At 68.4% G+C, this 26178-nt stretch carries 22 protein-coding genes and 1 pseudogene; 16 read left to right on the plus strand and 7 right to left on the minus strand.

All coding sequences use genetic code 11. The features are described 5' to 3' along the window. Positions 1-648 precede the first annotated feature (648 nt). The 10 genes from IEY95_RS47940 to IEY95_RS47985 all read left to right on the plus strand — a co-directional run bounded on the left by IEY95_RS47940 (position 649) and on the right by IEY95_RS47985 (position 7374). Entirely contained in the window at positions 649-1008 is a 360-nt protein-coding gene (locus IEY95_RS47940; protein WP_189192648.1) for a hypothetical protein, read from the plus strand. Between the two features lie 147 nt (positions 1009-1155). Continuing rightward, a complete protein-coding gene (locus IEY95_RS47945; protein WP_189192649.1) occupies positions 1156-1620 on the plus strand; it encodes a hypothetical protein in 465 nt (154 codons plus the stop codon). A gap of 313 nt (positions 1621-1933) precedes the next feature. After that, the gene (locus IEY95_RS47950) at positions 1934-2938 is read left to right on the plus strand and encodes a DUF932 domain-containing protein (protein WP_189192650.1); all 1005 of its coding nucleotides are present in this window, start codon (positions 1934-1936) and stop codon (positions 2936-2938) included. A gap of 298 nt (positions 2939-3236) precedes the next feature. After that, positions 3237-3533: a hypothetical protein gene (locus tag IEY95_RS47955; protein WP_189192651.1), complete on the plus strand. Its 297-nt coding sequence runs from the start codon at positions 3237-3239 to the stop codon at positions 3531-3533. Positions 3534-3588: 55 nt separating this feature from the next. After that, complete coding sequence (locus IEY95_RS47960) at positions 3589-4278, plus strand: hypothetical protein (RefSeq protein WP_189192652.1); 690 nt, start codon at positions 3589-3591, stop codon at positions 4276-4278. After that, positions 4271-4735 (plus strand): hypothetical protein, encoded by a 465-nt coding sequence (locus IEY95_RS47965; protein ID WP_189192653.1) that lies wholly within the window; start codon positions 4271-4273, stop codon positions 4733-4735. Before IEY95_RS47960 ends, IEY95_RS47965 begins: the two co-directional genes overlap by 8 nt. Before the next feature lie 208 nt (positions 4736-4943). Further along, on the plus strand, positions 4944-5312 hold the full coding sequence (locus IEY95_RS47970; protein ID WP_189192654.1) for a hypothetical protein: 369 nt from the start codon (positions 4944-4946) through the stop codon (positions 5310-5312). Between the two features lie 82 nt (positions 5313-5394). Beyond that, the gene (locus IEY95_RS47975) at positions 5395-5901 is read left to right on the plus strand and encodes a hypothetical protein (RefSeq protein ID WP_189192655.1); all 507 of its coding nucleotides are present in this window, start codon (positions 5395-5397) and stop codon (positions 5899-5901) included. A gap of 590 nt (positions 5902-6491) precedes the next feature. Then, the gene (locus tag IEY95_RS47980; RefSeq protein WP_189192656.1) at positions 6492-7082 is read left to right on the plus strand and encodes a hypothetical protein; all 591 of its coding nucleotides are present in this window, start codon (positions 6492-6494) and stop codon (positions 7080-7082) included. Positions 7083-7200: 118 nt separating this feature from the next. Next, positions 7201-7374, plus strand: coding sequence for a hypothetical protein (locus IEY95_RS47985; protein ID WP_189192657.1), 174 nt, complete (start codon positions 7201-7203; stop codon positions 7372-7374). 27 nt (positions 7375-7401) lie between these two features. Here the strand turns inward: IEY95_RS47985 and IEY95_RS47990 are convergent, their stop codons facing one another. The 5 genes from IEY95_RS47990 to IEY95_RS48010 form a co-directional block, all read right to left on the minus strand. Next, positions 7402-10878: a CHAT domain-containing protein gene (locus IEY95_RS47990; protein WP_189192658.1), complete on the minus strand. Its 3477-nt coding sequence runs from the start codon at positions 10876-10878 to the stop codon at positions 7402-7404. A 30-nt stretch (positions 10879-10908) separates the two neighbouring features. Beyond that, positions 10909-11463 carry a hypothetical protein gene (locus IEY95_RS47995; protein WP_189192659.1) on the minus strand — a complete coding sequence of 185 codons (555 nt, stop codon included), beginning with the start codon at positions 11461-11463 and terminating at the stop codon, positions 10909-10911. Between the two features lie 303 nt (positions 11464-11766). Then, a complete protein-coding gene (locus IEY95_RS48000) occupies positions 11767-12324 on the minus strand; it encodes a hypothetical protein (protein ID WP_189192660.1) in 558 nt (185 codons plus the stop codon). Next, positions 12321-14225, minus strand: coding sequence for a GTPase (locus IEY95_RS48005; RefSeq protein WP_189192661.1), 1905 nt, complete (start codon positions 14223-14225; stop codon positions 12321-12323). Before IEY95_RS48005 ends, IEY95_RS48000 begins: the two co-directional genes overlap by 4 nt. Beyond that, positions 14209-16308, minus strand: a complete 2100-nt coding sequence (locus IEY95_RS48010; RefSeq protein WP_189192662.1) for a hypothetical protein — start codon at positions 16306-16308, stop codon at positions 14209-14211. The genes IEY95_RS48005 and IEY95_RS48010 overlap by 17 nt, the downstream gene beginning before the upstream one ends. Positions 16309-16626: 318 nt before the next feature. Here IEY95_RS48010 and IEY95_RS48015 point away from each other — a divergent pair, with 318 nt between their 5' ends. Both IEY95_RS48015 and IEY95_RS48020 read left to right on the plus strand, forming a co-directional pair. After that, a complete protein-coding gene (locus tag IEY95_RS48015; protein ID WP_189192663.1) occupies positions 16627-16980 on the plus strand; it encodes a hypothetical protein in 354 nt (117 codons plus the stop codon). Positions 16981-17092: 112 nt separating this feature from the next. Continuing rightward, a complete protein-coding gene (locus IEY95_RS48020; protein WP_189192664.1) occupies positions 17093-18001 on the plus strand; it encodes a hypothetical protein in 909 nt (302 codons plus the stop codon). A 323-nt stretch (positions 18002-18324) separates the two neighbouring features. Here IEY95_RS48020 and IEY95_RS51170 read toward each other — a convergent pair. Together IEY95_RS51170 and IEY95_RS48030 are read right to left on the minus strand one after the other, a co-directional pair. Next, a pseudogene (locus IEY95_RS51170) lies at positions 18325-18761 on the minus strand (winged helix-turn-helix domain-containing protein); the annotation flags it as partial. Between the two features lie 318 nt (positions 18762-19079). Next, entirely contained in the window at positions 19080-19553 is a 474-nt protein-coding gene (locus tag IEY95_RS48030; protein ID WP_229703861.1) for an NUDIX hydrolase, read from the minus strand. A 328-nt stretch (positions 19554-19881) separates the two neighbouring features. Between IEY95_RS48030 and IEY95_RS48035 the strand changes: the two genes are divergently transcribed. The 4 genes from IEY95_RS48035 to IEY95_RS48050 all read left to right on the plus strand — a co-directional run bounded on the left by IEY95_RS48035 (position 19882) and on the right by IEY95_RS48050 (position 26139). Beyond that, entirely contained in the window at positions 19882-20241 is a 360-nt protein-coding gene (locus tag IEY95_RS48035; protein WP_444544776.1) for an integrase core domain-containing protein, read from the plus strand. Between the two features lie 141 nt (positions 20242-20382). Then, complete coding sequence (locus IEY95_RS48040) at positions 20383-20853, plus strand: helicase associated domain-containing protein (protein WP_229703862.1); 471 nt, start codon at positions 20383-20385, stop codon at positions 20851-20853. A 660-nt stretch (positions 20854-21513) separates the two neighbouring features. Next, positions 21514-21969: a CU044_2847 family protein gene (locus tag IEY95_RS48045; protein WP_308429435.1), complete on the plus strand. Its 456-nt coding sequence runs from the start codon at positions 21514-21516 to the stop codon at positions 21967-21969. An 18-nt stretch (positions 21970-21987) separates the two neighbouring features. Then, positions 21988-26139 carry an nSTAND1 domain-containing NTPase gene (locus IEY95_RS48050; RefSeq protein ID WP_189192691.1) on the plus strand — a complete coding sequence of 1384 codons (4152 nt, stop codon included), beginning with the start codon at positions 21988-21990 and terminating at the stop codon, positions 26137-26139. Positions 26140-26178 lie beyond the last annotated feature (39 nt).

The following is a 26178-nucleotide window of genomic DNA, read 5'->3' on the forward strand; positions in this document are numbered from 1 at the left end:
GCTCCGCGATTCGGCCCGAGAAATTCGCTCCGCGAATTCTCGAAAGCGCAGCAAGCGGGCAGGGCGACGCGTCCCGTCCGAATTCTGATAATCCATCAATTTCCACTCGTATTCCTTTCGTAAATTGGCGAACTCCCTTCAAATTTTAAGGGAGTTCGCCAATTCCCCTATTCCGTAAGGAATCTAACCTCTCGCCACTTTCTCTCTATTCTCGAATGGTTCGCACGGTACGCGGCTCCGTACCGTGCGGCCAGAGCCGCACTCTGCGTGGTCGATCGCCGCTGAATGTGGTTCGGGGCGCGCCAGCGCCCGAGCGCGGAGGCTCCGCCGACGCGCAACCCAAGAAGCCCCGGCCCGATCCCCGATGCCGTCGCGTCGACCATGCCCCGCCCCCCTTCTCTCTCCATTCGGGCAGGGAGCAGCGGCAGCAGAGGGGATGTCAGCTCCTCCGACCATGGACAACATGGCTTCTGACCTGGGGAGTTCGAAGGCCGGCGGCCGGTCGAGGTCAGGAGTTGGTGCAAGAGATGGCGCACGGGTTTGCGCATGGGGTGGTGCAAGAGATCCCAGTAAAGGTATTGTGGAACATGCAGGGGAGGGTGGCTCCCTCCCCCCTTCACCGACGTTCGTCAACAGAGAGGCGTACACGTGGAAATCGTCATCAGCGCAGGCAAGGTGACTGCCCGCACGGACGAGATCAAGACCCCTGAGGCCGTCAAGGCTCGGCGCATCGCGAATTTCCTTCCCCGTCCGGAATTGCTCACGGGCGCGACGATCGTGCACAACGAAGACGAGAAGTACACGGCTATTCGGTTCGAGACCGGGGCCGGTCCCGTTCGTGTGGTGCTGCCCGTTGCGGAGGGGTTCGAGTTCCACATCATCCACGACAGCGAGACCGGGGCGCGCATTCTCGGTTCGATTCCGGAGCGCCATCGGGGTGTTTCCCTTTCGGTGCGTGCTATTGCGTACCGCATTAGTGAGTTCCTGCGTACGCGAGGGCTGAAGTAGTCGGATCCCGGGGCCCGGTCCTCCGGGCCCCGGGGCAGGACCCGGCGTCACATCCGAAGACCCTGGAGGGAAGTCACTGTGAGTGGTACGCGTTTGAGCCCCGTCCGTCGTATCGCGGTTCCGGCGAGCGAGGCGGAGCGAGAGCAGATGGCAGCGGCGTTTCGGGTTGCCCTGGAGGGGCTGTACCCGGGCGCCGGAGTCTCGCGCGTGGTGCGCGATCTGGCGCGGCCTGTGTTCGAGGTGGGATGGATCTGCGGTGTGCGGACTGGGCACACCGGCCCCGCGCTGGCCGATGTGCCGCTTCCGCCCTACGTGCTGGGCACGGCCCTTTCGTCTCTGGCATCCGCAGTGGGTGGCGAGGCACCGGGGCCCGAGTTGCTCCAACTGGTGAGCTATCACGGCAGTGTGGAGGGCGCGCACGGGCGGTATTGGGTGACACGGATTCACCGCGAGGCCGACGCCCACGGGCAAGAGTTGGTGACCTACCGGCTCAGCACGTACACGCAAGGACGGTTGCGCGATGCACTGCATGGCGTGCACGCGGAGAGCGTCACGGCGCTGCCGCAGCACTTCCAAGACGCAGCAGACGGCCCTTTCCTGGCCCGTCTGTGAGTAGCTGTCAGGTGTGCCACAACGGCCGGATGCGGTGCGTACGGGACGTCCGGGATCTGCCGTGCAGTGAGCCGGACAGTCTGCCGGAGTGCGGCGTTCAGACCTCTGGTGAGACTCAGGTCATGGCCGAGGCGTACGACTGGCCCGAGGTGTTCGACGGAGAGTGGTAGGCCGAAGCCGCCGCTTCCGGGTGGGGTGATCGGGGAGTTTATTCGGTTGCCCTACCCTCAAGTAAAGGTATTGTGGAACTAGTTCGAGAGGGTGGCCCCCTCCCGGACTCACCGAAAGTTCATCAGCAGAAGGGAAGCCCCAAGTGGCCCACGAAATCGAGCAGTTCACCGACGGCAGCGCAGCGTTCGTGTCCGCGCGTGAGAGCGCGTGGCATGGTCTGGGAACTGTCACAGAGGGGGCGCTGACGGCCGAGGCTGCGATGCGTATCGCGTCTTTGGCCAACTGGAACGTCCGGCTCCTGGAGTTGTCCGCCACCGAGATCACGCCGGACGGCGCCACACGCGTGGAGGTCCCGAACCACTTCGCGACCGCGCGCACCCACCCGAAGTCCAAGGCCACAGAGACCCTCGGAGTGGTCGGCAGCGACTACCACCCGGTGCAGAACGAGGAGCACGCCGAGTTCCTCAACCTGCTGGCCGACCAGTCCGGTGCGCACTTCGAGACCGCCGGATCCCTCAAGAACGGCCGCCAGGTGTTCCTGACCATGAAAATGCCGCAGTCCCTGACGATCGGCGGAAGTGACCGGGTGGACCTGTACATCGCGGCGTTCAACAGTCACGACGGGGGCTCCGCGTTCCGCATCGTCGTGACGCCGATCCGGGTGGTGTGCGCCAACACTCAGCGCGCGGCGATCCAGGGGGCCCGCTCCAGCTTCGTCGTGCGGCACACCGCCGGAGCCAAGGCCCGGATCACACAGGCCCGTTCCGCTCTCGGTCTGACCTTCCGGTACGCGGAGGAGTTCGAGAAGGCCGCACAGCGGATGATCCAGGCCGAGATGACGCTGAACGAACTGCGGTCGGTCGTCGAGGAGATGTGGCCGGTCAAGGACAGCGACAGCGCCCGTACCAAGACCAACCAGCACCAGCGGTGGGCGAAAATCAGCCACCTGTTCGAGCACGCCGACACCCAGGCCGGTATCCGGGGCACGCGGTGGGGCGGATACAACGCGCTCACCGAGTATGCGAACCACGTGGCCCCGGCCCGGGGCAAGACCGACGCGGACAAGCTGCGCTCCCGCGCCGAGCGGGTCATCAGTGGCGCATCCGATGCCCTGATGGAACGGGCATTCGCGCTCACCGCGGTCTGACCCCCCAACGCCGGGCGGGCGCCATCCCTCCCCCACGGGCGCCCGCCCGGTCCCGGCCCCCAAGTCCCAGGCCGCCCGCAGCGGCCAACGGGCCCAAGCGTGGAGCGCTCACCCCGCCTCGGGATCGCGGAGCGCTCCCCGCCCGCCCCTGCCGCGTAGCGGCAGCGCGACGTGTCTGCGGAGCAGAGAGCGCGCCGAGAAACACGTCCGCCCCCCTTCCCGCGCCCAGCCGCGCCGGCGGGTGCGCTCACCGCCCCCGAATCCGACAGCCCGCACGCATCGAGAGGACCACACCGCCATGGCCACGAGCTTCCACCAGCAGCCCACCGAACAGCCCCACACCCCCTACGAGATCGCCTGTGCCGCCGTCACGGCCATGGGCGACCAGTGGGGCGCCCGGCCCGGCCCCTGGGGCAGGACCGGCCACCTGCACAACGCCGACCACACCCCGTTCACAGTCGGGGTCTGCGAGGCCGGATACCTCTACCTCCGCAACGACGAGTTGGGCGAGAGCCTTCACCTCCCCCTGAGTTCGACCGCCGATCTCCCCACGCTCGGCCAGGCCATCGCCAACGTCATCGGCGAACTCTTCTGACCGCCCCTGACCGGCCCGGCGGCACTGCCGCCGGGCCCGCCCGAAAGGCCTTTTCATGAACATCCCGTGGACCATCAAGGGCATCACCGACGACTTCACCACCTGCCACTGCTGCGGCCGCCGCGGACTGAAACGCACGGTTGCGCTCATGCCGCTGGACGCCGACGGGAACGAGGACGGCACCGCCGAAGACGTCGTGTACTACGGCACGGCGTGCGCGGCGACCGCGCTGGGCTGGACGCAGGGCAAGGTGACCGAGACCGGGCACGCCTCCCAGCGCGAGCGGGACGAGCGCGACGCGTACGCCCGTCGGATCATCAGCCTCTACGCCCCGGTGGAATCCGCGCCCGTCCGCGACCAGGCCCGCGTCTTTTACGGCCGTAACCGCCGCCAGCGAAACACTGGTGTGAAGGCGACCGAGGAAATGGCGCAGCTGCTGGCCGAGGCCCGTGCGACGCTGGCCGACACCACGACCGGCCCCGCCCGCCCGGGACGGATTGAGGACTTCCGCCGTTATCTGGTCGTCCTCACCCAGGACGGGCACATTCACCTCGTACGGCGTGTACCGCAGGACGAGACCAAACGTCATGAGCAGGCCGCCGCCGCGCACCGCCGAGCCGACGAGATCAGCGGCAGCGTCCTGACCGTGGCCGCGCTGGACGCGGAGTCGGCCCGCGAGGTCGCGTACTCCGACGACCTCACCCGCGCCTGGAACGCGAAGGCTTGGCAGGCCGCGCATGCCTGAAGCCGAACCCGCGCCCCGGTTGTTCATCGGGACCCGCGTCACCTACCACGGCCGCTTCACCGAGCTGCACGACCGCCCCCTGTACGTCCTGCCGTGCACGTGGTTCGGCCACTGCGACGCCTGCTGGGAGCAGGAAGACAAGTTCGAAGAGCGGCACCCAATGGAGCGGGACCACTTCATGGTGGTCGACCTCACCACCGACCACCGCGTACACCACGCCGACCGGGCGAGCCTGACCCCGATCGCCCATGTCTGGCCCGAGGACGCCGTTCAGTTCAACATCAACGGCTACTGGTACTCCGCCGCGTACACCACAGCAGGGGGAAGCGACCGGGCCCGCACGGTGCACTTCTACACCGCCGAGGAGTTCATTGGGCGCACATGGTGCCACTTCCGGGTACCCGCACCCGACGTACGCCGCCTGGACGAACAGGGCCGCCGCCGCCCCGTCATCTGACCGAGTCCCGCGCGCCACGGCGCGCGGGCACCACCGCCCGTCGCGCGCAGCCGGCCCCCACCCGTCGCCCCGCTGGAGTCACCGTGACAAGCCCGCACCCCGACCAGCCCGCCGACCGACCCACCCTGTCCTACCCTGGAGACGAAGCGATCACGGCCGCCCGCCGCCGTGCGCACCTCGCATTCGCCCAGCTTCTTCACCGCCCTCGGTGCGGGACGTCCGCCTGCACTACGCCGCATTGGACGTCGACGGCCGGTACGCCCTGGCCAGCGCCACCGTGGAGGTCGTCACCGCCCCCGCATGGCAGCTGGACGCCGACCCGAACGAGTTCACCGCCATCGAGGCAGCCGTAACGGCCGCCCTGGAAGGCAGCTGCACCGTCCTGGCCACCCTGGTCGTGCAGACCGAGCAGGAACCAGGTCCGGTCGTCTGCGGCTGGCGCATCAAGCACGGATGGCTGCACGGCATGAAGCCGACCACCATGCAGGCCGCCGTACAGCCGTGCGCAAGCAGTCCGGCGCCCACCGCCCGCGCGTACCCCGCGCCGTTCCTGCCAGACCCGTCCGTCACGGGCTGAGCCGACCACCGGCCCGGCCCTCGCTGAGGGCCGGGCAGCCCGCCAACTCCCCGTTCCTGTACGCCCTCTGAGAAGACACCCTGTGATCGCCATTGCCACCCCGTCCGGTACCGCCCGCGCCGTTCCGTCCGAGGCTGACGCCACCGGCAGCGTGCGCTACAGCCTCACCGATGCCGCCAGCGGAACCGTCCACATAACCGCGACCAACAGCCCCGCCCGGTGGGACCAGTTCGACGCCGTCCGAGCCAGTCTCGGATCCGCCAGCGCCGTGCGCGGACTGCCCACCGAGCCCCTGGTGCCCATCCGTGGCCGCGCCTACCAGGGCAGCAGGGTCCGAGTGCTGGCCCACTCTGCCGACCTGCCCTGGGGGTGTCAGGAACCGGTGTCCCTGGTCGACACCGACGACCGCCCCGCGCCCCCGCAGGCCAGCCAGACGCTGACCGCCATCCTGCGCGCGTGCGCTGGCGACTACGCCGCACGAAGCGACTTCGCCCGCCTCCAGCGCGCGGCCCGTCGCCACGACACCCCGCAGCTGCTGAAGTGGCTGGACGCGATGACCTCGTACGCGGAACAGGCGCGGGCTCGCTAACTGGAGGAGGCGGAGGCCCACCGGGTCCAGGCCGCGCGCAGTCTCGCCGCCTGGTGGACGCTGGCCCGCTGGTTCACCGCCCGTCCGCACCCGGTGCTCGCGCCGCTGCTGGCACCGGACCGCGAGAGTCTGGCGCACCGCGCCGAGTACCTGCCGAAGTGGGCCGAGATCAGCGCGAGGGCAGCCGCCGAGGAGGGCCGGCGTCTGGCGCTCTTCCGGTCGGAGTACGAGGCGTTTGGCCAGGCTCACCGCCGCGCCGGAGAACCGGGATCGCGCGTACTTCGTGGTCGGTCAGTGGCAGGGCGGGGCGACTTCGAGATCTGGCACGTGGAAGAGGCCCCCGCCGGTCCCGGTGAACGTCCGACCGATGCGACGAGTACTGCGAGGACGCCCGAGACACGTTCGGCAGCGTCGAGATCGTCTACGCCGCCAGCGCAGAGGCCGCAGCCGAACAGGCCGGCCAGGAAGCGCGCGAGACCAGAACACCGACAGCACGGCGCCATCGGCGCGGCGGGAGACCGCTCTTTACACACCGCATCGTAACCGTGACACTTGGTGCCCGTGATCGCGTCGTGAAGGGGGCACCGACGTTGAGCGACACCTCGCCGGATTGGGCGAAGCCGACACCACTCGGGTACGGAATCGCCTCCGAGACGGCGCACTTCGTCGCCGCCCCGCTGCTTGCCGGGGCCTGCATCGCCACGATCGGTGTCCTGGGTGCCGACGGCGACAAATTCCGCTGGCCCGGCCCCGCGATGCTGCTGCTCACCCTGGCCTTCGTCGCACTCATCGCGAGCGTGCAGTACGGCTTTCACGCGCGCCAGCACTTCTACTCCCCCGCCGATGTCGACACCTGGTACCCGCCCGGCGGACCCCGCCCGGCCGAGAGCACCCTGCGCCAGCACCAACAGCGCGACTTCCACCAGTGGCGGCGCCTGAGCCGCCGGGGCAGCACGGCGTACAACGTGGGAATCGTGTTGCTGGGGGCGGCCGCCACCCTGGTGCTGGCCCCACCGGAGGAAGCGTCACTCGGGCATGCCGTGTGCCGTTGGACGGCAGCCGCCGTAACAGCGCTGGGCAGTGCGGCGGAGTTCGAGTGGATTCTGCGCGGGGAGCGCGTACGCAGGACCCTTGCCCGTGCGACTGATGGCGCGACGACAGGACGGGATCCTCATGTCTGATTCGCACTTGGATTCCTTCGGGGCTCCTCCGGAGGGGGTCGGGACACGCTGTTGCGTGTGCGACGGCCTCTTGCTGTTTCGGGACCGTCCCTTCAAGGCGGAATGGCGCATGTGGTTCATGAGCAGTGACCGGCTGATGGCCCAGTGCTCGTACGACCATGCGGCCGGCTGCGAGGTCTCGGTGGTCCCGGCCGCCAAGCTGATCGCGATGGACAAGGACCAGGCCCTGGCGGAGGCTCGCCGCATGAGGTCGGAAGGGGACAGCGGTTCGCCGCCACCGTCGGCTCGGTGAACCGCGAAGGGCGCACGCTCGAGCGGGTCACGGAGCATTCCCGACGGTTCGCGTCAGCTCGTCGACCAGGCTCTGAGCTGCTTCGGCCTGTTCACGGCACGGCTTCCCCAGCGACTGGAAGTCATGCAGCGCCTTCTGGGCGTACAGGAGGGCGTCCTCGACTCGGCCCCCGCGGTGCACGAGGAAGTTCGCGAAGTCCATCCGGCTCTGCGCGGCGCGGAGGGTGTCGCCCGCGAGGTCGTGCGCCAGGACAGCCTGACGGTAGTGCCGCGCGGCCTTTTCGTTCGCGCCGACCATCTTGTAGATGCCGCCCAACTGGTGATGGAGCGACGCCCTGAGCTCGTCGCTTTTCCTGTCATCTCCTTGGAACAGTTCCAGCGCTTCTGTGTAATAGCTCTCCGCCAGTGCGAGTGCGTCGAATGCCTCCTCTGGAAGGGGAACAGTGATCCGGCCAGGGCGGCTCGTGTCGATCGCCCCGGTCTGTACGAGCCGCTGAAGGTGCTCTTTGTTGAGTCTGTTGACACGGTCGAGCTGAAGGGCTCCGAGGCCGTCCAGGGCGCGCGCGGTGGTGAGGTGGTCGGTCTTCCCTGCAAGGGTGCGGCTCTTCTCGAAGCAGGCTTCCGCCATGCGCTCGAAGCGCGGCTCGCGCCGAGCCCGGTACCAGCGACCGAGCTGGATGAGCGCCGTCGCCTCCAGTGTCCGGTCATCGATCCGGTGCGCGAGGTCAACCGCCCGCCGCAGGCTCAGCTCGGTCTTCTCGCCGAGCAGGCGCTGCACCTCGTGGCGGGGATTGTGCTGCGTGGCGGTTTCCGGCGGCGCGGACGCCGTCTCCGTTCCCTCGCTCGTATACGGCCGCGCCCCGCCGTCCGGTTGTGCGGCCGCGCGGCCGGGCCGTGCCTGATCCGCCTCGGTCAGGTACTGCGCGAGCACGGCATGGAGGGCGCTGTCCCGGAACCGCAGGTCCGAGCGTGGGGCGCCGGTGGCAGGATCGAGCAGCGTGGGAGACAAGCCCTCAACGAGGTCGCGCCAGCGCTGCCGTCGGCCCCTTTCCAGGTACAGCATGCGCAGCGCCTGCATGGGGCCCATGGCCTCATCAACCAGCGCGTGGTCCAGGGCGAACCGTCGTGCGTGAAGCAGGTTGTCCTCGTCAAGTGCGATGAGGTCGAGGACCTCGCGGCTGCCGTGGTTGTAAGTCCAGAACAGCGCATCTCCGTACCGGTCGTAGTGCTCGGTGAGAGCCCTGCGTATCGTCGCCGACAGGTTGTCTGCCCAGCCATCCAACAGCGGCCGCACGGCGAAGGGCAGCATCGGGTGGATGGCGTGGAAATCCGCGCCCTGGGGGGTGAGCCAGCCCAGGGCGGCGACCGCCGTGAGGAGGCGAGCGGCGGAGTCCTCGTCCAGGGCGGTCACGTACCGGCCGGCTTCGGTATGTTCCAGTCGTCGGGTCAGAGCGGCCAGATGCATAGCGGCGACGCCGCTACGGAAGAACAGCAGGAGACTGAGCAGGCGCTGCTCCTGCTCGTCGAAGACCGTGCGAAGGCTCGCGACGGTGCCGGCCAAAGTGGGTGCGCCCTCGCCGGGTTCGAGCGGACGGCCGGTGCCGGCGTGCAGAGCCTCCAGCCAGGCTTCCACCCCTCCGATCCGTTCGGCGTCCGGCAGTTGGCGGCACAGGGCCTGGAGCACCAGGGGATTGCCCTGGCTGAAACGGACGACCGACTCCGGCAGGCCAGGCGCGTGCGATCCCAGAGCCAGTTCCGCGAACTCGGTTCGCTCCGCGATGCTCAAGGATCCCAAGACGACTCGCTCGATCCGCCCCGGTAGCCACGGCGCTCCGTCCGTGGCGATGAGCAGAACCCGCACCGGCCCCCCCGACAGCTCGGCGAGGAGACCCGCCAAGCGGGCACGCTCGGCGCCGCTCCAGGTGGCAGCCGATTCCACGTCGTCCCAGACCCACAGCGCGGATGCCGGCGATGCGCCACCGGGCGGCGTCGGTGTCAGGCCGTCCAGGCGCCGCCGTGTGTCGTCGAGTCCGGCGCAGGCGGTGGTCCGAAGGGAGGTGAACACCACCGGGCCCCACACGCCTGCAGTGCGGCGGTACCAGCGTGCGAAGTCCGCCGCTGTGGTGGTCTTCCCACTGCCAACCGGGCCCTGGAGCAGCACCGGCCGGACGCCGTCGAAGACCCGGTCCACCGTGATGATCACGTCGTCGCGGCCCACGCATCCGATGTCCGGCGGCACGGGCAGCGGTGTGTCCAGGGGATGGGCGACCGGATCCGGCAGTGCACTCTGGCCGTCACCGGCCGCGTGGTGCGTCGCGTCGAACAGACGGACTGGACTGCGCTCATACACCACTGGCACCAGCCACTCATCCGTCCGCGGTCCCGGACCGGTCGACGCGGCCAGATCCCTCCGGGCCGACGTGACCGCCTCAGCCAACTCGGCTCCCTCTACGAGACGTTCGTACAGTGCGGAGACGAAGGTGGCGGCCGCGGAGACATACACGTCGTAGCGCATGGCCACCACCGCGCCGAGTCCCGACCGCAGGGCATTGCGTGCGAGGGATCCGAAACTGTGCAGTTGCTGCGGGGCAGACTCCGGGCCGGGCACCGGATCGGCGGCGTGGGCGCCGTTCCTGTCGATACGGTCCGAGCCACACGCGTTCAGGGTGAGGGCGAAGACCCCCGTCGCGGTGAGCAGCCCGCCCAGTTGTCCTCCGGTGACAAGCCTGCAATTGTCCGTGGAGCCGGGGTCCTCGAAGACGGCGAAGCCCTGCGGGGTTGCTCCGCCCGCGTTGCTGAACAAGCCGTGCCCGTCGAAGTGGACGATGTGGAAGGGCTCGCCGCGGTTCTTGGCCGCCTGCAGGGTGCATTTCAGTTGCTCGTACGTCGGCGGACGCAGAACCTTTATCCGGACATCCGGCCGCCGCTCAGCCGATCGGATCAGCCGGCCAGCAACCGACCGGAAGGGCACATCGCGGTCATGGCGTGGCCGGCAGATCGCGAGCAGGATCCTGATCGGCCCCTGACGGATCGGCGTCTGCCCTTCGGCGGCGTCATTCCCAGGCGACCACACGTGGACGAAGGAGCGAGCCGTCAGGGAGAGGGCGGGCTCCCTCGGCTCCCGCAGCAGTTCGAACGGCACGGACACCACGGCGTCCAGGCCAGCATCCACCTCAACGCGAAGATCTCGCACCCGTGCCTTGGCCTGCCTCCACAGGGTCCCCGTTTCCTCCGAGAACTCAAACAGCGCGCGGAAGAGCAATTCGCCGAGTTCCACCAGCCGGGCGGAGCAGCGCGTCCCGATGACCGGCGCGGGGTCGGACGGGAATTCGCGGTACTCCTCGAGATACCACCGGATTTCCTCGTGGTCGTGCCGGCTGACCTCCAGGTCCGGCACCGGAACCTCGGCCTTGTGCCGCGACTTTCCGTCACTGAGAACGATCTCTACACCGGGACCCGCCGTCGCGACGGCGGGCCGCAGTTTGATTCCCAATACCCACTGCACCGGTTGTGACAATGCCCTGCCCCCCATACCTCAGTCACGCAATGAAGCCCATTTGCCCACGGCTGCATAGAAGGCCAGGTCCTTGGCGAGGTGGCTGCCGACCCGGCTGTTCGCGCGGTGAACCGCGTCGTGCTCCGCGAAGAGCGCCAGTCCCTCGCCGAGCGGCCTCAGCAGCTGGACGGTGACTTGGAGCCGTACGACGTCGTCGAGGATCAGCCAGGGGGCGACGTCCCTCTCCTCGTCTGTCAGCGCGGCACCGTTGCGTCCCCGTCCACCCTGTTCCTCGGCCACCGCGCCCAACGCTCCTCCCACTGCGTCGAGCTCCGGACCATGGTCCCGCTCCCGCGTGGCGGCGCGGCGCGGCAGGTATACCTGAGCGTTGCTCTCCGCCCGGGCCGCGAGGCAGAAAAGGGCGTTGCCCATGATGGAGTTGAAGCACCGGTGGTGAGTCGACTTGTGGACGTGGGCGGCCACACGGCGGGCCCCGCCAGGCAGTTCGCCCAGCCAGCGCCTAAGGTCGCCCCGTTCCTCTAGCTTGAGCATGGTGGCGTTACTGATGAGATCCGTCCACGCACCGTTGTCCATCGAGCAATGGCGACTGGTGTGCATCGACCGAGCGTCCCATCGTTGGGGGGTCCGCGGGGAGGGCGCACGGGCGCGTTCACACGAACGCGGTGGCGAACACGCATGGTGCTCATCTCGCCACCCCCACGCCCACGTCCACGTCCGAGTCCGCGATGCCGGATACCAGCACGGACGGCACCCCGGCGCCTACGACGGCCGCCAGCCGCCTCAGAATCCGCTTGTCCTAAGCCCGTTGTTTGATGCGCCTTGGCGGCAACATAGGAGCAAGCAGTTACTGAGTGGTAGCCCCAAGAGGAACATCGGTCACCGCAGAACGACCCCGACGGCCCCAAGGACGAGCGTCAGAGAGAGCAGCACCACCGTGACTCTCGCAAGCCGTTCGGTGGCGGGCTGGCCGGCGCGCAGGGCCTCGACGTCTGCGGCCCAGGACGCGCGGAGCCGGGTCAGCCGTTCGTCGACTGCCGCTTCAAGCGCTGTCGCGGATGACCGTGCCTCCTCGGCGGCCCGGCTCAGCTCGCGGAGAACGGCGGCCGTGTCCTCGCGCGCGGCGGCCGACTGTGCCTCGTGGTTCAGCTTCAGTTGCTCGACCAAGTCATTCTTGAGGGTGTCCAGTTGGCAGCGCAGTTCCTGGTTCTCCCGGGCCAGCGCCTCCTGTCGCTTCTTCAGCGCGCGGGCGGCGTCCTCCTGCTCGACGGCCAGCCCGTTCAGGTCCTTCCTGAGCCCGGCTAGGGACTTGTCGAGCCGCCCCACCTCTTCGGCGACCCGCTCGACCGTGCTTGCGGCCAGCGGTCCGGTCAGTTGCTCGACGACATCCTGGAAGGAGGCCCACAGCGGCTCGGCGGCAGAGGGCTCATCGGTCACGGGAACATCCGGTTCAGGTCGTGGATCCCGCGCAGGGCCGCGAGGACGAGCCAGGACCGCTCGTCCCCGTCCGACTGTGCCGCCCGGCCCAGCAAGCGGTGGACATATGTCTCATTTCTCTGGCTGTGGACGGCCCGTACCGACCGGGCCACCGTGAGGTTGGCCGCGTCCTCGACCTGTTCCTCGGTCGCTTGTTCGAGCAAGTCGTCCAGCTCGGCGACCGCGCGCGCCAGTGCCTCGGCGGTGTGGTCGGCGTACCGGGACGCGACCGCGCACTGCCGCTCGGTATCGGCCTCGGCCTTGGCCAGCCGGGCGGTCGCCGAGTCGGCATGCTCGCGCAGGGTGGTCCGGATCCAGGCTGGCATGCGCGTGCCGACGCCGGTCATCCGCCCGTAGCAGTGGTCCGGGGTATCCCCCACAAAGCGTTTCCACCGTTCGCACAGATGGCAGCAGCGGCACAGCTCGTCGTACTTCTCCCGTATCCGCGTGCTCAGGTCGTGTGGCGGCTGCCGCGGCACTTCTGGTTCCTCAGTGGTCTCCCGCCAATCTGTCCACGCTCTGCGGGCGGCCTCCGTCCAGGCGGCGCGCTCCTCCTCCTGCTTTGCGCGGACCAGGTTGCCCTTCATTTCTGGCGCGTCCGGGCGGACATAGACGACCGGCCACTCGGCGAGCCTCTCCAAGCGCTTCCGCAGCGCCTCGGTCCTCTGGCGAGCTGCCTTCGCGGCCTCCCGGGCCCGGTGCACGAAGGCGAGCGCCTGCGTGTGCGCGCGCTTGGCGCGCCGCCAGGCCTGCGCCGCCGCGTTCAGGGCCTGCTCACGGCGTCTGACGTTGTCCCGTACGACGATCTCGACCCTGGCGGCGATCTCCGACGCGGCCAGATGCCTGCGGTCGGGGTCCGAGTAGCGGGCAACGGTGTCGGTCAGCCGCCGCAGCAGGTCATCGCAGACGGGGGCCACCGCCTCGGCGTAGTCGGGGTCGCTGTCCAGCAACTCCTTCCAGGACTCGCCGATCTCCACCGGAAACAGGCCGCTCGGCGCGACCGAGGGCAGCTCTGACACCAGCAACTGGTCGGCGTAGTGCTCCTGGACGGCCGCGACGATCCGGTCGCGGGTCCAGCAGGGGGAGCCTGGCTCGCCGAGCACCGCCTGCAGGTGCCTGCGCACGCTGTCACCGCTGAACGCCCTGGTGAACACCAGGCTGAAGCGGTGCGCCTGCTCACCCCAGCCGAGCAGGAAGGGGTTCTCGGTGATCGCCGGGTCCCGCACCATCTCGGCGAACTGGTCCGCCGACACGACGAACACCACATGGTCCACGACGGGGGCGTAGACGGCCAGCAGGGCCTTGGCCGCCTCCTGTTCCTCGGCCCCGGCGCTGTGCAGCCCGGGCAGGTCGAAGACCCGCAGGTCCGTTCTCCGCTCGGGACCCGCAAAGCGGCCCGGCAGTCCGATCTCCAGCGGCCGGGCTCGCGATTCCCAGCGCAGCCTGTCTCCCGTGGCGCCGGTCCGGAACGACCTCAGCCGCTTCTCCAGCTGCCCGGAGGTCAGCCAGGCGGTCCCCCGGTGCGCGCCGGACTCATCGCCCGGGTCGTCGTAGGCCAGGGACCAGTGGTCCGGGTCCCCGGACCACTGGTACCGGATGGGCACCGGCGTTGCCGACCGACCACGCCCCCGCCCAGCCCGCAAGGGAACGGCCGCCTCGGTCGCGGCCTCCGGGTCGGTCACGCCGAATAGCCTCAGCAGCAGGGTCGTCTTGCCCACCTGGGAGTCCCCAAGCACCATCACATGGGCGAGGTCGGACTGCTCCAGCGCCTCGTCCACACCCCGAAGCCTGGCCCGCAGCCAGGCGGCGGCCTCCGCCGACCACGACCAGCGCAGCCGGTCGAGGTCAGCCGAGTTCGTCATGGCCGAGCGCCTCCAACATCCGCTCGCGGTAGCTCTCCACCGCACGCGTGGCCGACACCAGCCGGAACTGGCCGTTGAGTTCGCTGTCCGCCCCCAGCGCCCGCTGCAGTCGGGCCTGCAGGACCTCCCGGGTCACGCGCAGCAGTTCGTCCACGTTCTCCCCCACCTGCCGCTCCGCCCCCTCCCGGTGCCGGGCCAGCAGCGACCTGGCCAGACGGGCGCGCTCAGCCATCTTGATGTTTCCGGCGTTGAGGAGCGTGGCGCCGACGACGCCGACGCCGAGCGTGGTGAGCAGCAGCGTCGAGGCGGTCGCGCTCAGCCCGACGGTCTTCGCGCCTCCAGCGAACAGGCCTGCCGAGAGCTGTCCCACGTTCGCGAGCAGGTCGATGTCCTCGGTGACGAACCTATCCGTACCCAGCAGGAGGCCGACGGTGCCCAGCAGCGCCTTGCGCTCATCCGCGAGGCCGCGCAGCAGGTGCGACAGTTCTTCGGGCGACTTCGTCGTCTCCAGTGAGCCGTCGGGCATCGCCAGCTCGCCAACCGCGAAGGCCCGGGCGTCGAGTGTCATGAACGGCAGCGCCCTGACGGCCTCGACGAGTCGCCCTCCGACGTTCACGGTGGGTGAGACGACGCCCCGGGTGTCGTCCGGCTGTGCGTCGGCGCCGTCGACGGGCGGCCGGCCCGTCAGCACCAGTGCGACATCGCGGTCGAGACGGCCCTGGGTGAGCGACCCGGCGAAGGCCCCCAAATAGACCTGCCGCTGGACCTGGACCGTCGCCTCGATGCTGCCCAGGTAGGCGGCGTTGGGCCCGGGCAGCCCCGGCTGCTCCGACTCCGCAGGCGTCAGCCACGCCTGTCGCACCAGCTCGGCCAAGCGGTCGTCACGCTCGTTCCTGCGCAGCCGGACATTCTCGCCGGTAATGCGCGCCCATTCCTTAAACCCTCCGCTGTCCTGCAACAGCTTCGTCAGCATGGTCGAAGCCCGGTCCATGTGCCGGCCGTAGTGCTCGGCCACCTGGGGTGCGAGCGCGCGCCGCAAGCCGTCGCTCGCCTTGTCGAACTCGTCCAGCAGCCCCTGGATCTGTTCGGCGACCTCGCTGTCGAGGGCCTTGCGGTCACGTGCCGCCTTCGCCGATCTGAGGACACCCGCCAGATCCCGCCGGATCAGCTCACGCATCAGGTCGGTCTCCAGCCGCCGGCTGTCCCGGGCGCTTCCGCGCTTGGCGTCGATGCGCGCCCTGAGCGTGTCGATCCAGCCCTTCGGGCTGCTGCCGTCCTTGCCCACAGGGATGACGTCCACCGGGTCGACCGCGAAGACCTCCACCGCGCGAGCGGTCCGCTCCTCGATCGCCTCGGGCGTGGAAGCCTCGCAGCGGGTCACCGCGACCACCAGATGCAGCTCGTCCTCGTCCCGGCGCAGCAGGCTCAGTAGCTCGGGCTGTCCGGCGTTGGCCAGCCGGCGCTCGTCGGCGACCAGGAGCGCGGCTGGGCTGGTGGCCAGGACGATCTTCATCAGCTCCTGCCACTGCTCCTGCGCCCGGCCCCGCTCCAGGCCGGGCAGCAGCACGAACCCGGTGCCCTCCAAGTGCCAAAAGCTCAGCGGCACTTCGAGCTGGGTGAGCAGCACCCGGGCATCCTGGCTCTTCACATGCCGACGCCACTCCTCGCGTTGCTCGGCGGAGTAGTACCGCCGCTCCACGAGCTGGCCGCTGCGCTCCGCGTGGGCGCCGGGCCGCCGAAAGACCACCACCCCGCGCGGCTCCTGGAGGCCGGCCCGCTCGACGATGGCGACCGGGCACTTCTCGCCCAGGCCGGTGTTGTCCTCGAGCCAGGTGTCCGCGTCCGGATAGAGGTTGCGGGCGAGCAGCGTCTTGCCGGCGCCCTGCTCGCCGGCGATCGAGACGAACTGGTGCTCGCCGAGCGAGCTCAGTACGTAGAGCTGCCGTACCAGAAGCAGCCAGTCGCTGTTGTCGGCCCCTCTGATGTCGAGTTCCACGCCGAGCCGCATCAGGGCCATGGCGAGCCCTTGCAGCAGTCTCTCCGCCTTCACGAAACGGCCGTCGGCGTCTTCCTGTTCGTCCATGTCCCTGCCCTCGGAAGAGTCGTGTGAGAGAACTGCGTGACGATGCGGGCGCGACTGTCCGGGGGCGCACGTCGGTACGGCCGGTTCCGTGGCCGAGGAGGTGTGAACGGCCGCGACGCTCTGTAGTCAGGTGTCCAGTGTGTCCATAAACCGCCAGTGGATGAAGAGAGTTGAGCCAAGTCCCGGTCGTTTGCGCTGTAGATCCCCCTACGGTGGTGGACAGCGGTCAGACGATTGCGCGAGGGGAGTGGCGCGACGCGGGGCGCGGGCCCGAAGACCCGGTTCTTCACCGACGCGGACCTCTGCGAGGAGATGACCATGGACACCAACCCCACCGCCCTGCTTCTCGACCTCGCAGCGCGCGCCCAGGACCTCGACGACCGGGACGCGCTGCAGGACCTCCTGGCCACAGGCCACCGCGCCTGGTGCGAGGGCATCGCCGATGTCCGGTCCGGCATCGAGCAGGAGACCGCGGCCTTGTCCGACCATGAGCTCGCCGAGCTGTGCGTTGCGGCGGGCGTGCCGTGGGAGAAGAAGATGACGCGCGGCGAGGCTGTCTCCGCGCTTGCGTTCGGTACCTGGGAGGCCGCGCCGGCCGCCATCGCCTACACCGAGCTGGAGGAACGCGCCGCGGTCTTCGGCGTCTGTCTACTGCCGGAGGAGATGCAGTAGGCCGACGAGGGGCGATGGGCTGGACATCATCTCACCAAACTTGGCATTATCGAACCTGCCGCTCTCGTTCGGGTGCCGGCATCACCTTGCCGATCTTTCCAAAGGGGCCCAGATGTCTCAGGCCGAGCGGCTCGTGGACACCACGCAGATCGTTGCCGAGTTCGGCACGAGCAAGCCCCGGATCAGCGAGTGGAGCAACGACCCGACCAGCGGTTTCCCCGAGGTCGCGCACGCCGAGGGCCGCAAGCGGTTCTGGCGCCACGACGAGGTCGCCCAGTTCTTCGCCCAGCGTGCCCCGAAGAAGCGCACGCTGCCGGCGGCGGTGCTCGAGGCTGACCAGGACGAGCTGCTGACCAAACGGGAAGTGGCCCAGCTCCTCGGGTACACACAAACGTCGACCATCAACGCCTACTTCCGTGATCGACCCGGATATTTCCCCGAGCCGGATCAGGACATCGACGGCCCGATGTGGCGCCGCGGCACAATCGTCGCCTGGGCCACCAGCCGGCCTGGCAAGGGTCGGCGGAGGTCCGCACCGGGTGCCGCGCTACCGGAGGTGTCGGTCGAGGGGGACCCCGACGAACTGCTCGGCACAGCCGAGGTCGCCTCGCTGCTCGGCTACGGCAGCGTTGCCTCATTCTCCAGCGTCCTCTACCAGGGGGGCCTGCCCGAACTGCCGGAGCCGGATGCCCTCGTGAAGGAGGAAGGCAGCCGCGGCCCGGCCCGCAAGAAGTGGCGCCGCGCCACAGTGGTCGAGGCAGCGCGCAAGCGCGGCGTGCTGCCTCCCGCCGACCAGGACGCAAACGATGACATGGTCAGCGCCGCAGAAGCCGCTGAAATCCTCGGCTACAACAACGCCGACAGCTTCATCAGCGCGCTCGGGCACGGGCATCTGCCCGACCTCGAACAGCCTGACGGATACGAGTACCGCCGCGGCAGCGCCGGCCGACCGCGCCAACAACGTTGGAAGCGCTCCCGCGTTGAGGAACTGGCCGCCCGCCGCTCCCCCTCCACATCCTGACTGCAGCGCACCGAACCGCGTCGAACACGGGATACCGTAAGACCGCGGCCTCTGGTTATGGGAACGACGAACGCCCGGTGGACCAGAACGCCGCACGATGGCCGGTATAGAGAGGCCAGCCACCTCTCCCGCCGCGAAGCCGCACGGCTTCGCGGAACCGGCCATCACCTCCTCCAGGTGACGCCTCCCGCAACGGCCGCCCGACGACCGCGCGAGCCATGAAGTTACTCTGTCGCGCTTGCATCGCACGCCCGGCGAGATCAAGAAGGTGTCTCGCCAGAGGCCACCAGGTGGTTCGAGAGGCTAACGTATTGGGCACTACCGCCCCCGGCGCCGAAGCGCCGGCGCCGCCGGCCCTCCCAGGACTCGCCCGGCTTGTAACAGCACATCGCGGCGATCGACCAGCAGCGCCAGGAGCAGCCCCGCACCTGCACCACCGGCGTGTGCCCACGCCGGCCCCAGGTGCGAGCGCGCGGCGGCGTCATCGAGAACCCCGCCTCGTCCTCGAAGACGACAAAGGCCCCGAGCGCCGCCGCAGTCATTCCGCCTGCGGCCACACATCCATCTTCCACAAGCCCACCGCGCCCTCATCGCGCTCCAGCGCCCGGCGGGCAGGACACTGCCACGACCAGCCGTGCCGGTGTATCAGCCGCCACACCGCCGCGGACGAGCGGTCCAGCCGGAACCTCCAGGCCATCAGCACCCTGATCCAGGCCAGGGTCCATCGCTGGTCCTCCCAGCCATGCTCGGCGGGTCTGGCTTTGTAGGTGAGTTTCAGGAACGTCCGTTGTTCAGCGGCGGGAACGCTTGGTTTCACGGGAGAGTGATGTCGCTGAGTCTCACCTACGCAGCCATGGCGCCCCCTCGTCTACGAAGCCCGCCACCTGGGCGCGATCCGCCTGGAACGCCACCGCCTCCACAACAGCAACGGCGTCCGAGACACCTGCACCTCCATGTCGGACGTTCTGCCCCAGCTGACCTGACGCGAGAGGAGACGGACCACATGCGGTACCGGCCCGTGGCGAAGGAGTTCGAATCCCGCCACTTGGCCTTGACCGAGCTGACCTGAGGTCAGGGATCAGGCCAGCACGACCGGATGCGGGGGAATGTGGCCGTCGCAGACGCGGGCGACCAGGTCAGCGAGGCCTACGGGATAGACCGTCTCCGTGGTGCGACGCAGGTCGGTGACGGTCCACCAGCGGTATTCGCGGATGTTGTCGGGCTGCGTGGCACGGGTCGGGTCGACGGCGGACCCGCCGGCGCGGGCGAGGAAGTACTTCTCCACCTGGCGGACTGTGCGGCCGCCCACCAGGTGCTCCTTGCTGCGCTCGGCGAGCTGCACGCCCAGGTCGACCGCCTGCTCGTCGCAACCGAGCTCCTCGCGCAGCTCGCGGAGCGTCGCCGTGGTGTCGTCCTCCCCCGGCTCCAGGGAACCGCCCGGTGTGGCCCAGAAGCCGCCGTTCTCGTCGTACCGCAGCAGCAGGACGCGGCCGTCGGGGTCGAGCAGGATGGCGCGGACGGCTTCCCTCAGCGGCGGCATGGAGGTCGCCATACCTCCACTGTGGCAGTCCCCGAAGAGGGGTCAGGGCCGCTGGACGAGGTAGGGGCCGATGCACGCCGCGTCCAGGTCGCAGGCCTGGACGCGGCGAGCGCGTCGGCGGGGCTTTCGACGATGGGCTCGCGGTCGTTATAGCTGGTGTTCAGGACGATGGGTACGCCGGTGAGCTAGCGGTGGTTTGTTGACGGCGGGTTCGTGCGGGAGTAGGCCGGGAGGTGAAGGTGTCAACTACGGCCTGGGGAACCTGAGATGACGAAGCGGCTGCCGTGCCCACCCGCACCTGGTCCACTGGAAGCGTACGCCGTTCGTGGCGTCCTTGAACATGGACGCGGCCACCCGCGGCGGTGACGTGAAGGGCGTGATCTTCCACAGCGACCGCGGCAGCGAATACGGCTCCCGGCGCTTTCGCCGGGCCTGTCGCCGCTTGGGCGTGACCCAGTCCATGGGCCGCGTCGGGTCGTGTTTCGACAACGCCGTCAGCGAGGCGTTCAACAGCGTGCTCAAGGTCGAGTACGTCCACCGACACACGTTCGCCACCCGCACCGAGGCCCGGCTTCGGATCGCGACCTGGATCACCGGCTTCTACAACACGCACCGACTACACAGCGTGTGTGGATATCAGAGTCCGATCGACTACGAGCACGACCACCGGGCCAACTCCGCCTTGGAACTGGCCGCTTAGAAGATCTCCACAGTTCGAGGGGATTGACATCTGTTGGCCACCGCTACTTCGGTCGCCGCGCAGGAGCAAGGAGAGTCGACAAGATGGCGGCCCGCGGTCTGGGTGCCACGGCGCGCCGGGCACGGTGCTGGGCTCACGGCCGTGACGCAGAAGCGGTTCCTGGAAGGCCTTGATCACGCCCGCGCCTATGCGGCCCGGCATGGACATCTGGCCGTCTCCCAGCCCACCACCCATGACGGCTTCACTCTCGGCAAATGGCTCAACCAGCAGCGCCACCGCCAGCGCACCGCCACCCAGCGCACCGCCACCCAGCCCACCCGCCTCGGCCGGCAGCTCACTGCCCTGGACACCTGGTGGAACCCGCCCTGGCCGCTGAACTGGCAGCGTTCCTATTGGGCCACCCGCCACCACCTTCACGGAATGCCCGCGGGCGTGGTGTGGTGGCCCGGCGCGCCGGACGAAGACCAGGCCCGGCAGTGGCTGCACGCGCAGCAGGCGTCATGGCAACTCCCACAACCCGGGCAACAGGAGCTGGTGAGCGGCCTTGCACGCGGCACGGTGCTGCGCTGTCGTTCCAGCGGTGGTGCCTCCGTGCGCGAACATGGCACCTGAGCCCGGCATGAGTCTGTCTCGGGCGCCACGGACGGTCCGCGAGCAGTTGGGCCGCCGTATCGGCATCGGACATACGGCTGTTGACGGGAGCGGCGGGTCGGGCGGCGGGTCGCTCACCGCGCACCTAGGTCAGCACACTCAACGAACCACCAGCCCAGGCATGCTGAAAGCGGAACACCGAGCCACTGCAACCTCAACGCCGAACACCATCTTCTGCGGTGACGCTCCATTACGCGCACCGGCGACAGCATGCCCGTCCGCTCCTGGGCGGGCAGTGTAGCCTCGCCGCCCCATCGCGGCATTAGACATATTCTGAAACGAGAGGAAATCAAAGAGGTCTCCGCTGCTTCCCTGTACATATGTAAGTTGATGAGCATTCATGACGCGCCCGATCGCAAAATAGTTGTTGACATCCGCACAGGTCAGGGGGATTTTCCGTTGTTGATTCAACCTCGTCTGGGTGATAGCTCCCTGAGATGTGCAGTCACAGCGCACGACATAACATGGGTGTTGACCTTCCTCACCGAAATGAATGAGAGACGATCAACGGGTGCGGTGAATCACTCCGGGCGACGCCATCGCGGTTATGTTGGGCGAGGCACGTCGCTGCAGACCCTGCCGTTCTCGTGCAGCTGATGTCTCGTCATTGGTCAGAGAATAATGGACATTCTGCTGTTGCAGGATTCCAGATCCGGATCGATGTCTCCTTCCTCGGCGGCGTACGAACCGAGAAGGAGGGAGCGCGAAAAGGCTGGAGGAGGCAATTTGACACCTCTGACTCGGATTCCGCTGGAGGGCGGGGGTTACATCCTGGTCGAGGAGTCGGGGGCTGCGCTGGAAGGGCCGGTGAAAGCCGGACGCATCAGCGATGCCATCCACGAGCTGCCGGTGACTTTGCAAGGTGCCCTGGAGCCGATCACAGAGGCGGCGCGCGTCACACTCGACCAATTGCGCAAGGCGTGCCCTGACGAAGTCGCGGTTGAGTTCGGTGTCGACCTCGCGGTCGAGGCCGGGGCTGTGATTACCAAGAGCCAAGCCAGTTGCCATCTGAAGGTGACCCTGTCGTGGACGATGGACGACGCCCGTCAGGCTCACGGAGGCGAGAGACGAGGCTGACCCGTGGAGAGCGCTGAGATGCCGGGTGGCGGCATCGCACCGGACCTGGCGGCTGCCGTAGCACAGGTCCTGGGACCGGGCGGGAAAGTGGCCGGGGCGGGCTTTCTGGTGACCGAGGGCGTCCTGGTCACCTGTGCGCATGTCATCGAGGATGCAGGGGGTGGACCGGGGTCGAGAGTGCATGTGGCCTTCCCGCACGTGGAGGGGGCGCCCCGGGCCGAGGGAGTTGTCTCGGAGGACTTGTGGCGGGCCCCGGAGCGCGAGGACGTGGCTGTCGTCCGGCTCAGCGGTATGTCGGCGGGTAGAAGGGTGTTGCCGTTGGGTTCCGCTGCGGGGTGCCGGGGTCATCAAGTCCGTTCGTTCGGGTTTCCCGTTCAGGCGCCGCCAGAGGGGCACTTCGGTTTCGGTGTGGCCGGCGATCTGCTGCCGAGCTCTGGGGGGCGGGGCGCGCTCCTGCAGTTGACGTCCGCCAATGACCTGACGAGCGGGTTCAGTGGCGGGCCGGTCCTTGATGAGGTGACCGGCCTGGTCATCGGCATGCTGACTGAGATCACCGCCCCCGATGCGTATGAACGGGGGCAGGGGATCGCCTATGCCACTCCTGGGCAGGTGCTGCGGGAGATCGTGCCGGAACTTGTCTTGCAGGACGTGTGCCCCTACCAGGGACTGGAGGCGTTCACTGCGGAGTCGGCGCGGTGGTTCGAAGGCCGCAAAGAAGCGGTGCGGCAGGTCGTTGCCAATCTGGACCGGCAGCGGCGGCTGACGCTGCTGCTGGGGCCTTCCGGCTCGGGCAAGTCATCCTTGATCCAGGCCGGTGTGCAGCGTGCCCTGGCGGCGGGTGCCCTGCCGGGCAGTGACCGATGGCTGTACTGCCTTGTCCGGCCAAGGCAGAATCTGCTGGCCGAGATCGAGCGTTCCGAACTGCCCGGGGCGGCCACGGATGGGATTGCCAAAGCGGTCACCCGCAAACTCGCAGCCAACCCTGGCTGTCAGCGCGTCCTGCTGGTCGTCGACCAGTTCGAAGAGCTTTTCACCCAGCCCGCCAACGGCCGGCAGCACAGCCGCCGGGCCTCCATGGACGAGATCACCGCAGTGGCCGGCTCCGACGCCGAGCTCAGCGTGATCCTGGTGATGCGTGACGACTTCTATCCTCAGCTGGCCGCTGTGGCCCCCAAGCTGCTGGACGTCGCGATGCCAGGACTGCTCAATGTGCCGGGAACCCTGAGCCAGGAGGATCTGCACGACATCATCACTCTGCCCGCCCAAAATGTGGGGCTCCACTTGCAGCCTGGACTGCCGGAGCAGATCATCGCCGATGTATTGGCTATCACTCCCGAGGCAGCCGCATCCCGGCAGGCGCCAGTCACTGTGCTGCCCTTGTTGGAGCTGACACTCAGCCAGCTGTGGCTTCGGCGGCAGGACGGATACCTCACCCACGGGGCCTACCAACGCATCGGCGCGGTAAGCGGAAGCCTGACCACGTGGTGTGACAACGTCCTGAGGAGCCTGTCCCCTGAGCAGCGGCCCATCGCTCGGCGGATCCTGACCTCCCTGGTACACCCTGCCGACCCGAGCCGTAACGTGCCCGCAGTACGTGCCCAGGTCCCCCTCGACGAGCTACGCGACCTGGCCGCCGACCCTGGCGGCGGACCGGGCGGCCAGGAAGCCGTCGACGACGTCATCGCTTCCCTCACGCGCCATCGCATCATCACCACCCAAACACTCCGCGCGCCTGAACGCCCCGAGACCCCTCCAGGGGAACCGGTGGCCGAACTGGTCCATGAGGCCCTCATCCGTGACTGGGGCGCACTGCGCGAGTGGGTCGGTCAGGACCACCGCTTCCATGACTGGCTCGACAACACCCGTGAGCGGCAGGCCCGCTGGGCTGCAACAACTGACCCGGGAGACTTGCTGGGGGGAACCGCACTGGCCGAAGGCCTCGAATGGGGCCGGCAACGCCGGTTGCCAGGCGACATTGCGGCCTTTCTCGCTGCAAGCAAGCAGCGCCAACAGGCTGTCATCCGGCGTAGTCGACGCCTCAACACCGTCCTTGCATCCCTGCTCGTACTCGCACTCGTGGCCGCAGGAGGTGCCCTGTGGCAGTGGCGGAGAGCAGTAGCCGAACAGCAAAGGGCAGTAGTCGGAGAGCAAGCAGCGTTGTCGAGACAGCTCGCTACCCAGTCCGACACTCTCATGGGAGCGAACCCCGAACTCGCCTCCTTGCTGGCTGTTCAGGCATATCGCACCAGCCACACTCCCGAGTCCATTGCAAGCCTGCGAGCGGCGGCAGCCCTCCCGCTGTATCGGCGCTTGACCGGCCACACCGGCGCGGTGGAGTCGGTAGCGTTCAGCCCCGACGGACACACCCTGGCCACAGGCAGCGCCGACAAGACGGTGCGACTGTGGGACGTCGCCACCGGCAAAACCCGCACCACCCTCACCGGCCACAACGACTGGGTGATGTCAGTGGCGTTCAGTCCTGACGGACGCACCCTCGCCACAGGCAGTGGCGATAAAACGGTGCGACTGTGGGACGTCGCCACCGGCAAAACCCGCACCACCCTCACCGGCCACGACGCTGCGGTGACGTCGGTGGCCTTCAGCCCCGACGGACACACCCTCGCCACAGGGAGCACGGATTTCACCGTACGGCTGTGGGACATCGCCACCGGCAAAACCACCACCACCCTCACCGGCCACAACCACGCAGTCACGTCGGTGGCCTTCAGCCCCGACGGACACACCCTCGCCACAGGCAGCCTCGACCACACGGCGCGGCTGTGGGACGTCGCCACCGGCAAAACCCGCACCACCCTCACCGGCCACAACGAATCGGTGATGTCGGTGGCCTTCAGCCCCGACGGACGCACCCTCGCCACAGGCAGCGCCGATCACACGGTGCGACTGTCGGACGTCACCACCGGAAAAACCCGCACCACCCTCACCGGCCACAACGAGGCGGTGACGTCGGTGGCCTTCAGCCCCGACGGACGCACCCTCGCCACAGGCAGCATCGAAAACATCACAATGTTGTGGGACATTGCCACCGGTGCAACCCGCGCCGTCCTGGTCGGGCATAGTGAATGGGTGGAGTCGGTGGCGTTCAGCCCCGACGGACGCACCCTCGCCACAGGCAGCGCCGACAAGACGGTGCGACTGTGGGACGTCACCACCGGCAAAACCGCTCTGACCGGACACAACGCCGCAGTGGAGTCGGTGGCGTTCAGTCCTGACGGACGCACCCTCGCCACAGGCAGTGGCGATAAAACGGTGCGGTTGTGGGACGTCGCCACCGGCAAAACCCGCACCACCCTCACCGGCCACACCGCCATGGTGACGTCGGTGGCCTTCAGCCCCGACGGACACACCCTCGCCACAACTAGTCTCGACTTCACGGTGCGGCTGTGGGACGTCGCCACCGGCAAAACCCGCACCACCCTCACCAGAGCCGGCAACCTGGCGACGTCGGCGACCTTCAGCCCCGACGGACGCACACTCGCCATAGGCGGCACCGACTACATGGTGTACCTATGGGACGTCGCCACCGGCAAAACCCGCACCACCCTCACCGGACACACCGACTCGGTGGATTCGGTGGCGTTCAGCTCCGACAGACACACCCTCGCCACAGGCAGCGCCGACAAGACGGTGCGACTGTGGGACATCGCAAGCGGCAAAACCATCGCCACCCTCACCGGACACACCGACTCAGTGAGGTCGGTGGCCTTCAGCCCCGACGGACACACCCTCGCCACAGGCAGCGAGGATTTCACCGTACGGCTGTGGGACATCGCCACCGGCAAAACCATCGCCACCCTCACCGGACACGCCAATGATGTGACGTCGGTGGCCTTCAGCCCCGACGGACACACCCTCGCCACAGGCAGCGAGGATTTCACCGTACGGCTGTGGGACATCGCCACCGGCAAAACCATCGCCACCCTCACCGGACACAACGACCTGGTGAATTCGGTGGCCTTCAGCCCCGATGGACACACCCTCGCCACAGGCAGCACCGACAGCACAGCGCGGCTGTGGAATGTCGTCCTGCCCCAACCTGATGCGGCCATCCGGAAGATATGCCGTGCCGTCAACCGCGAGCTCACCCCACAGGAACGCACGGCGTACCTGCCAGGCCAATCAGTAGGTCCCGTATGCCACCCAACCTAATATGACATGTAAGCCACCCGCGCTCACAGCCACAGCCTC

Source organism: Streptomyces albiflavescens (genome assembly GCF_014645835.1).
Lineage (GTDB): Bacteria > Actinomycetota > Actinomycetes > Streptomycetales > Streptomycetaceae > Streptomyces > Streptomyces albiflavescens.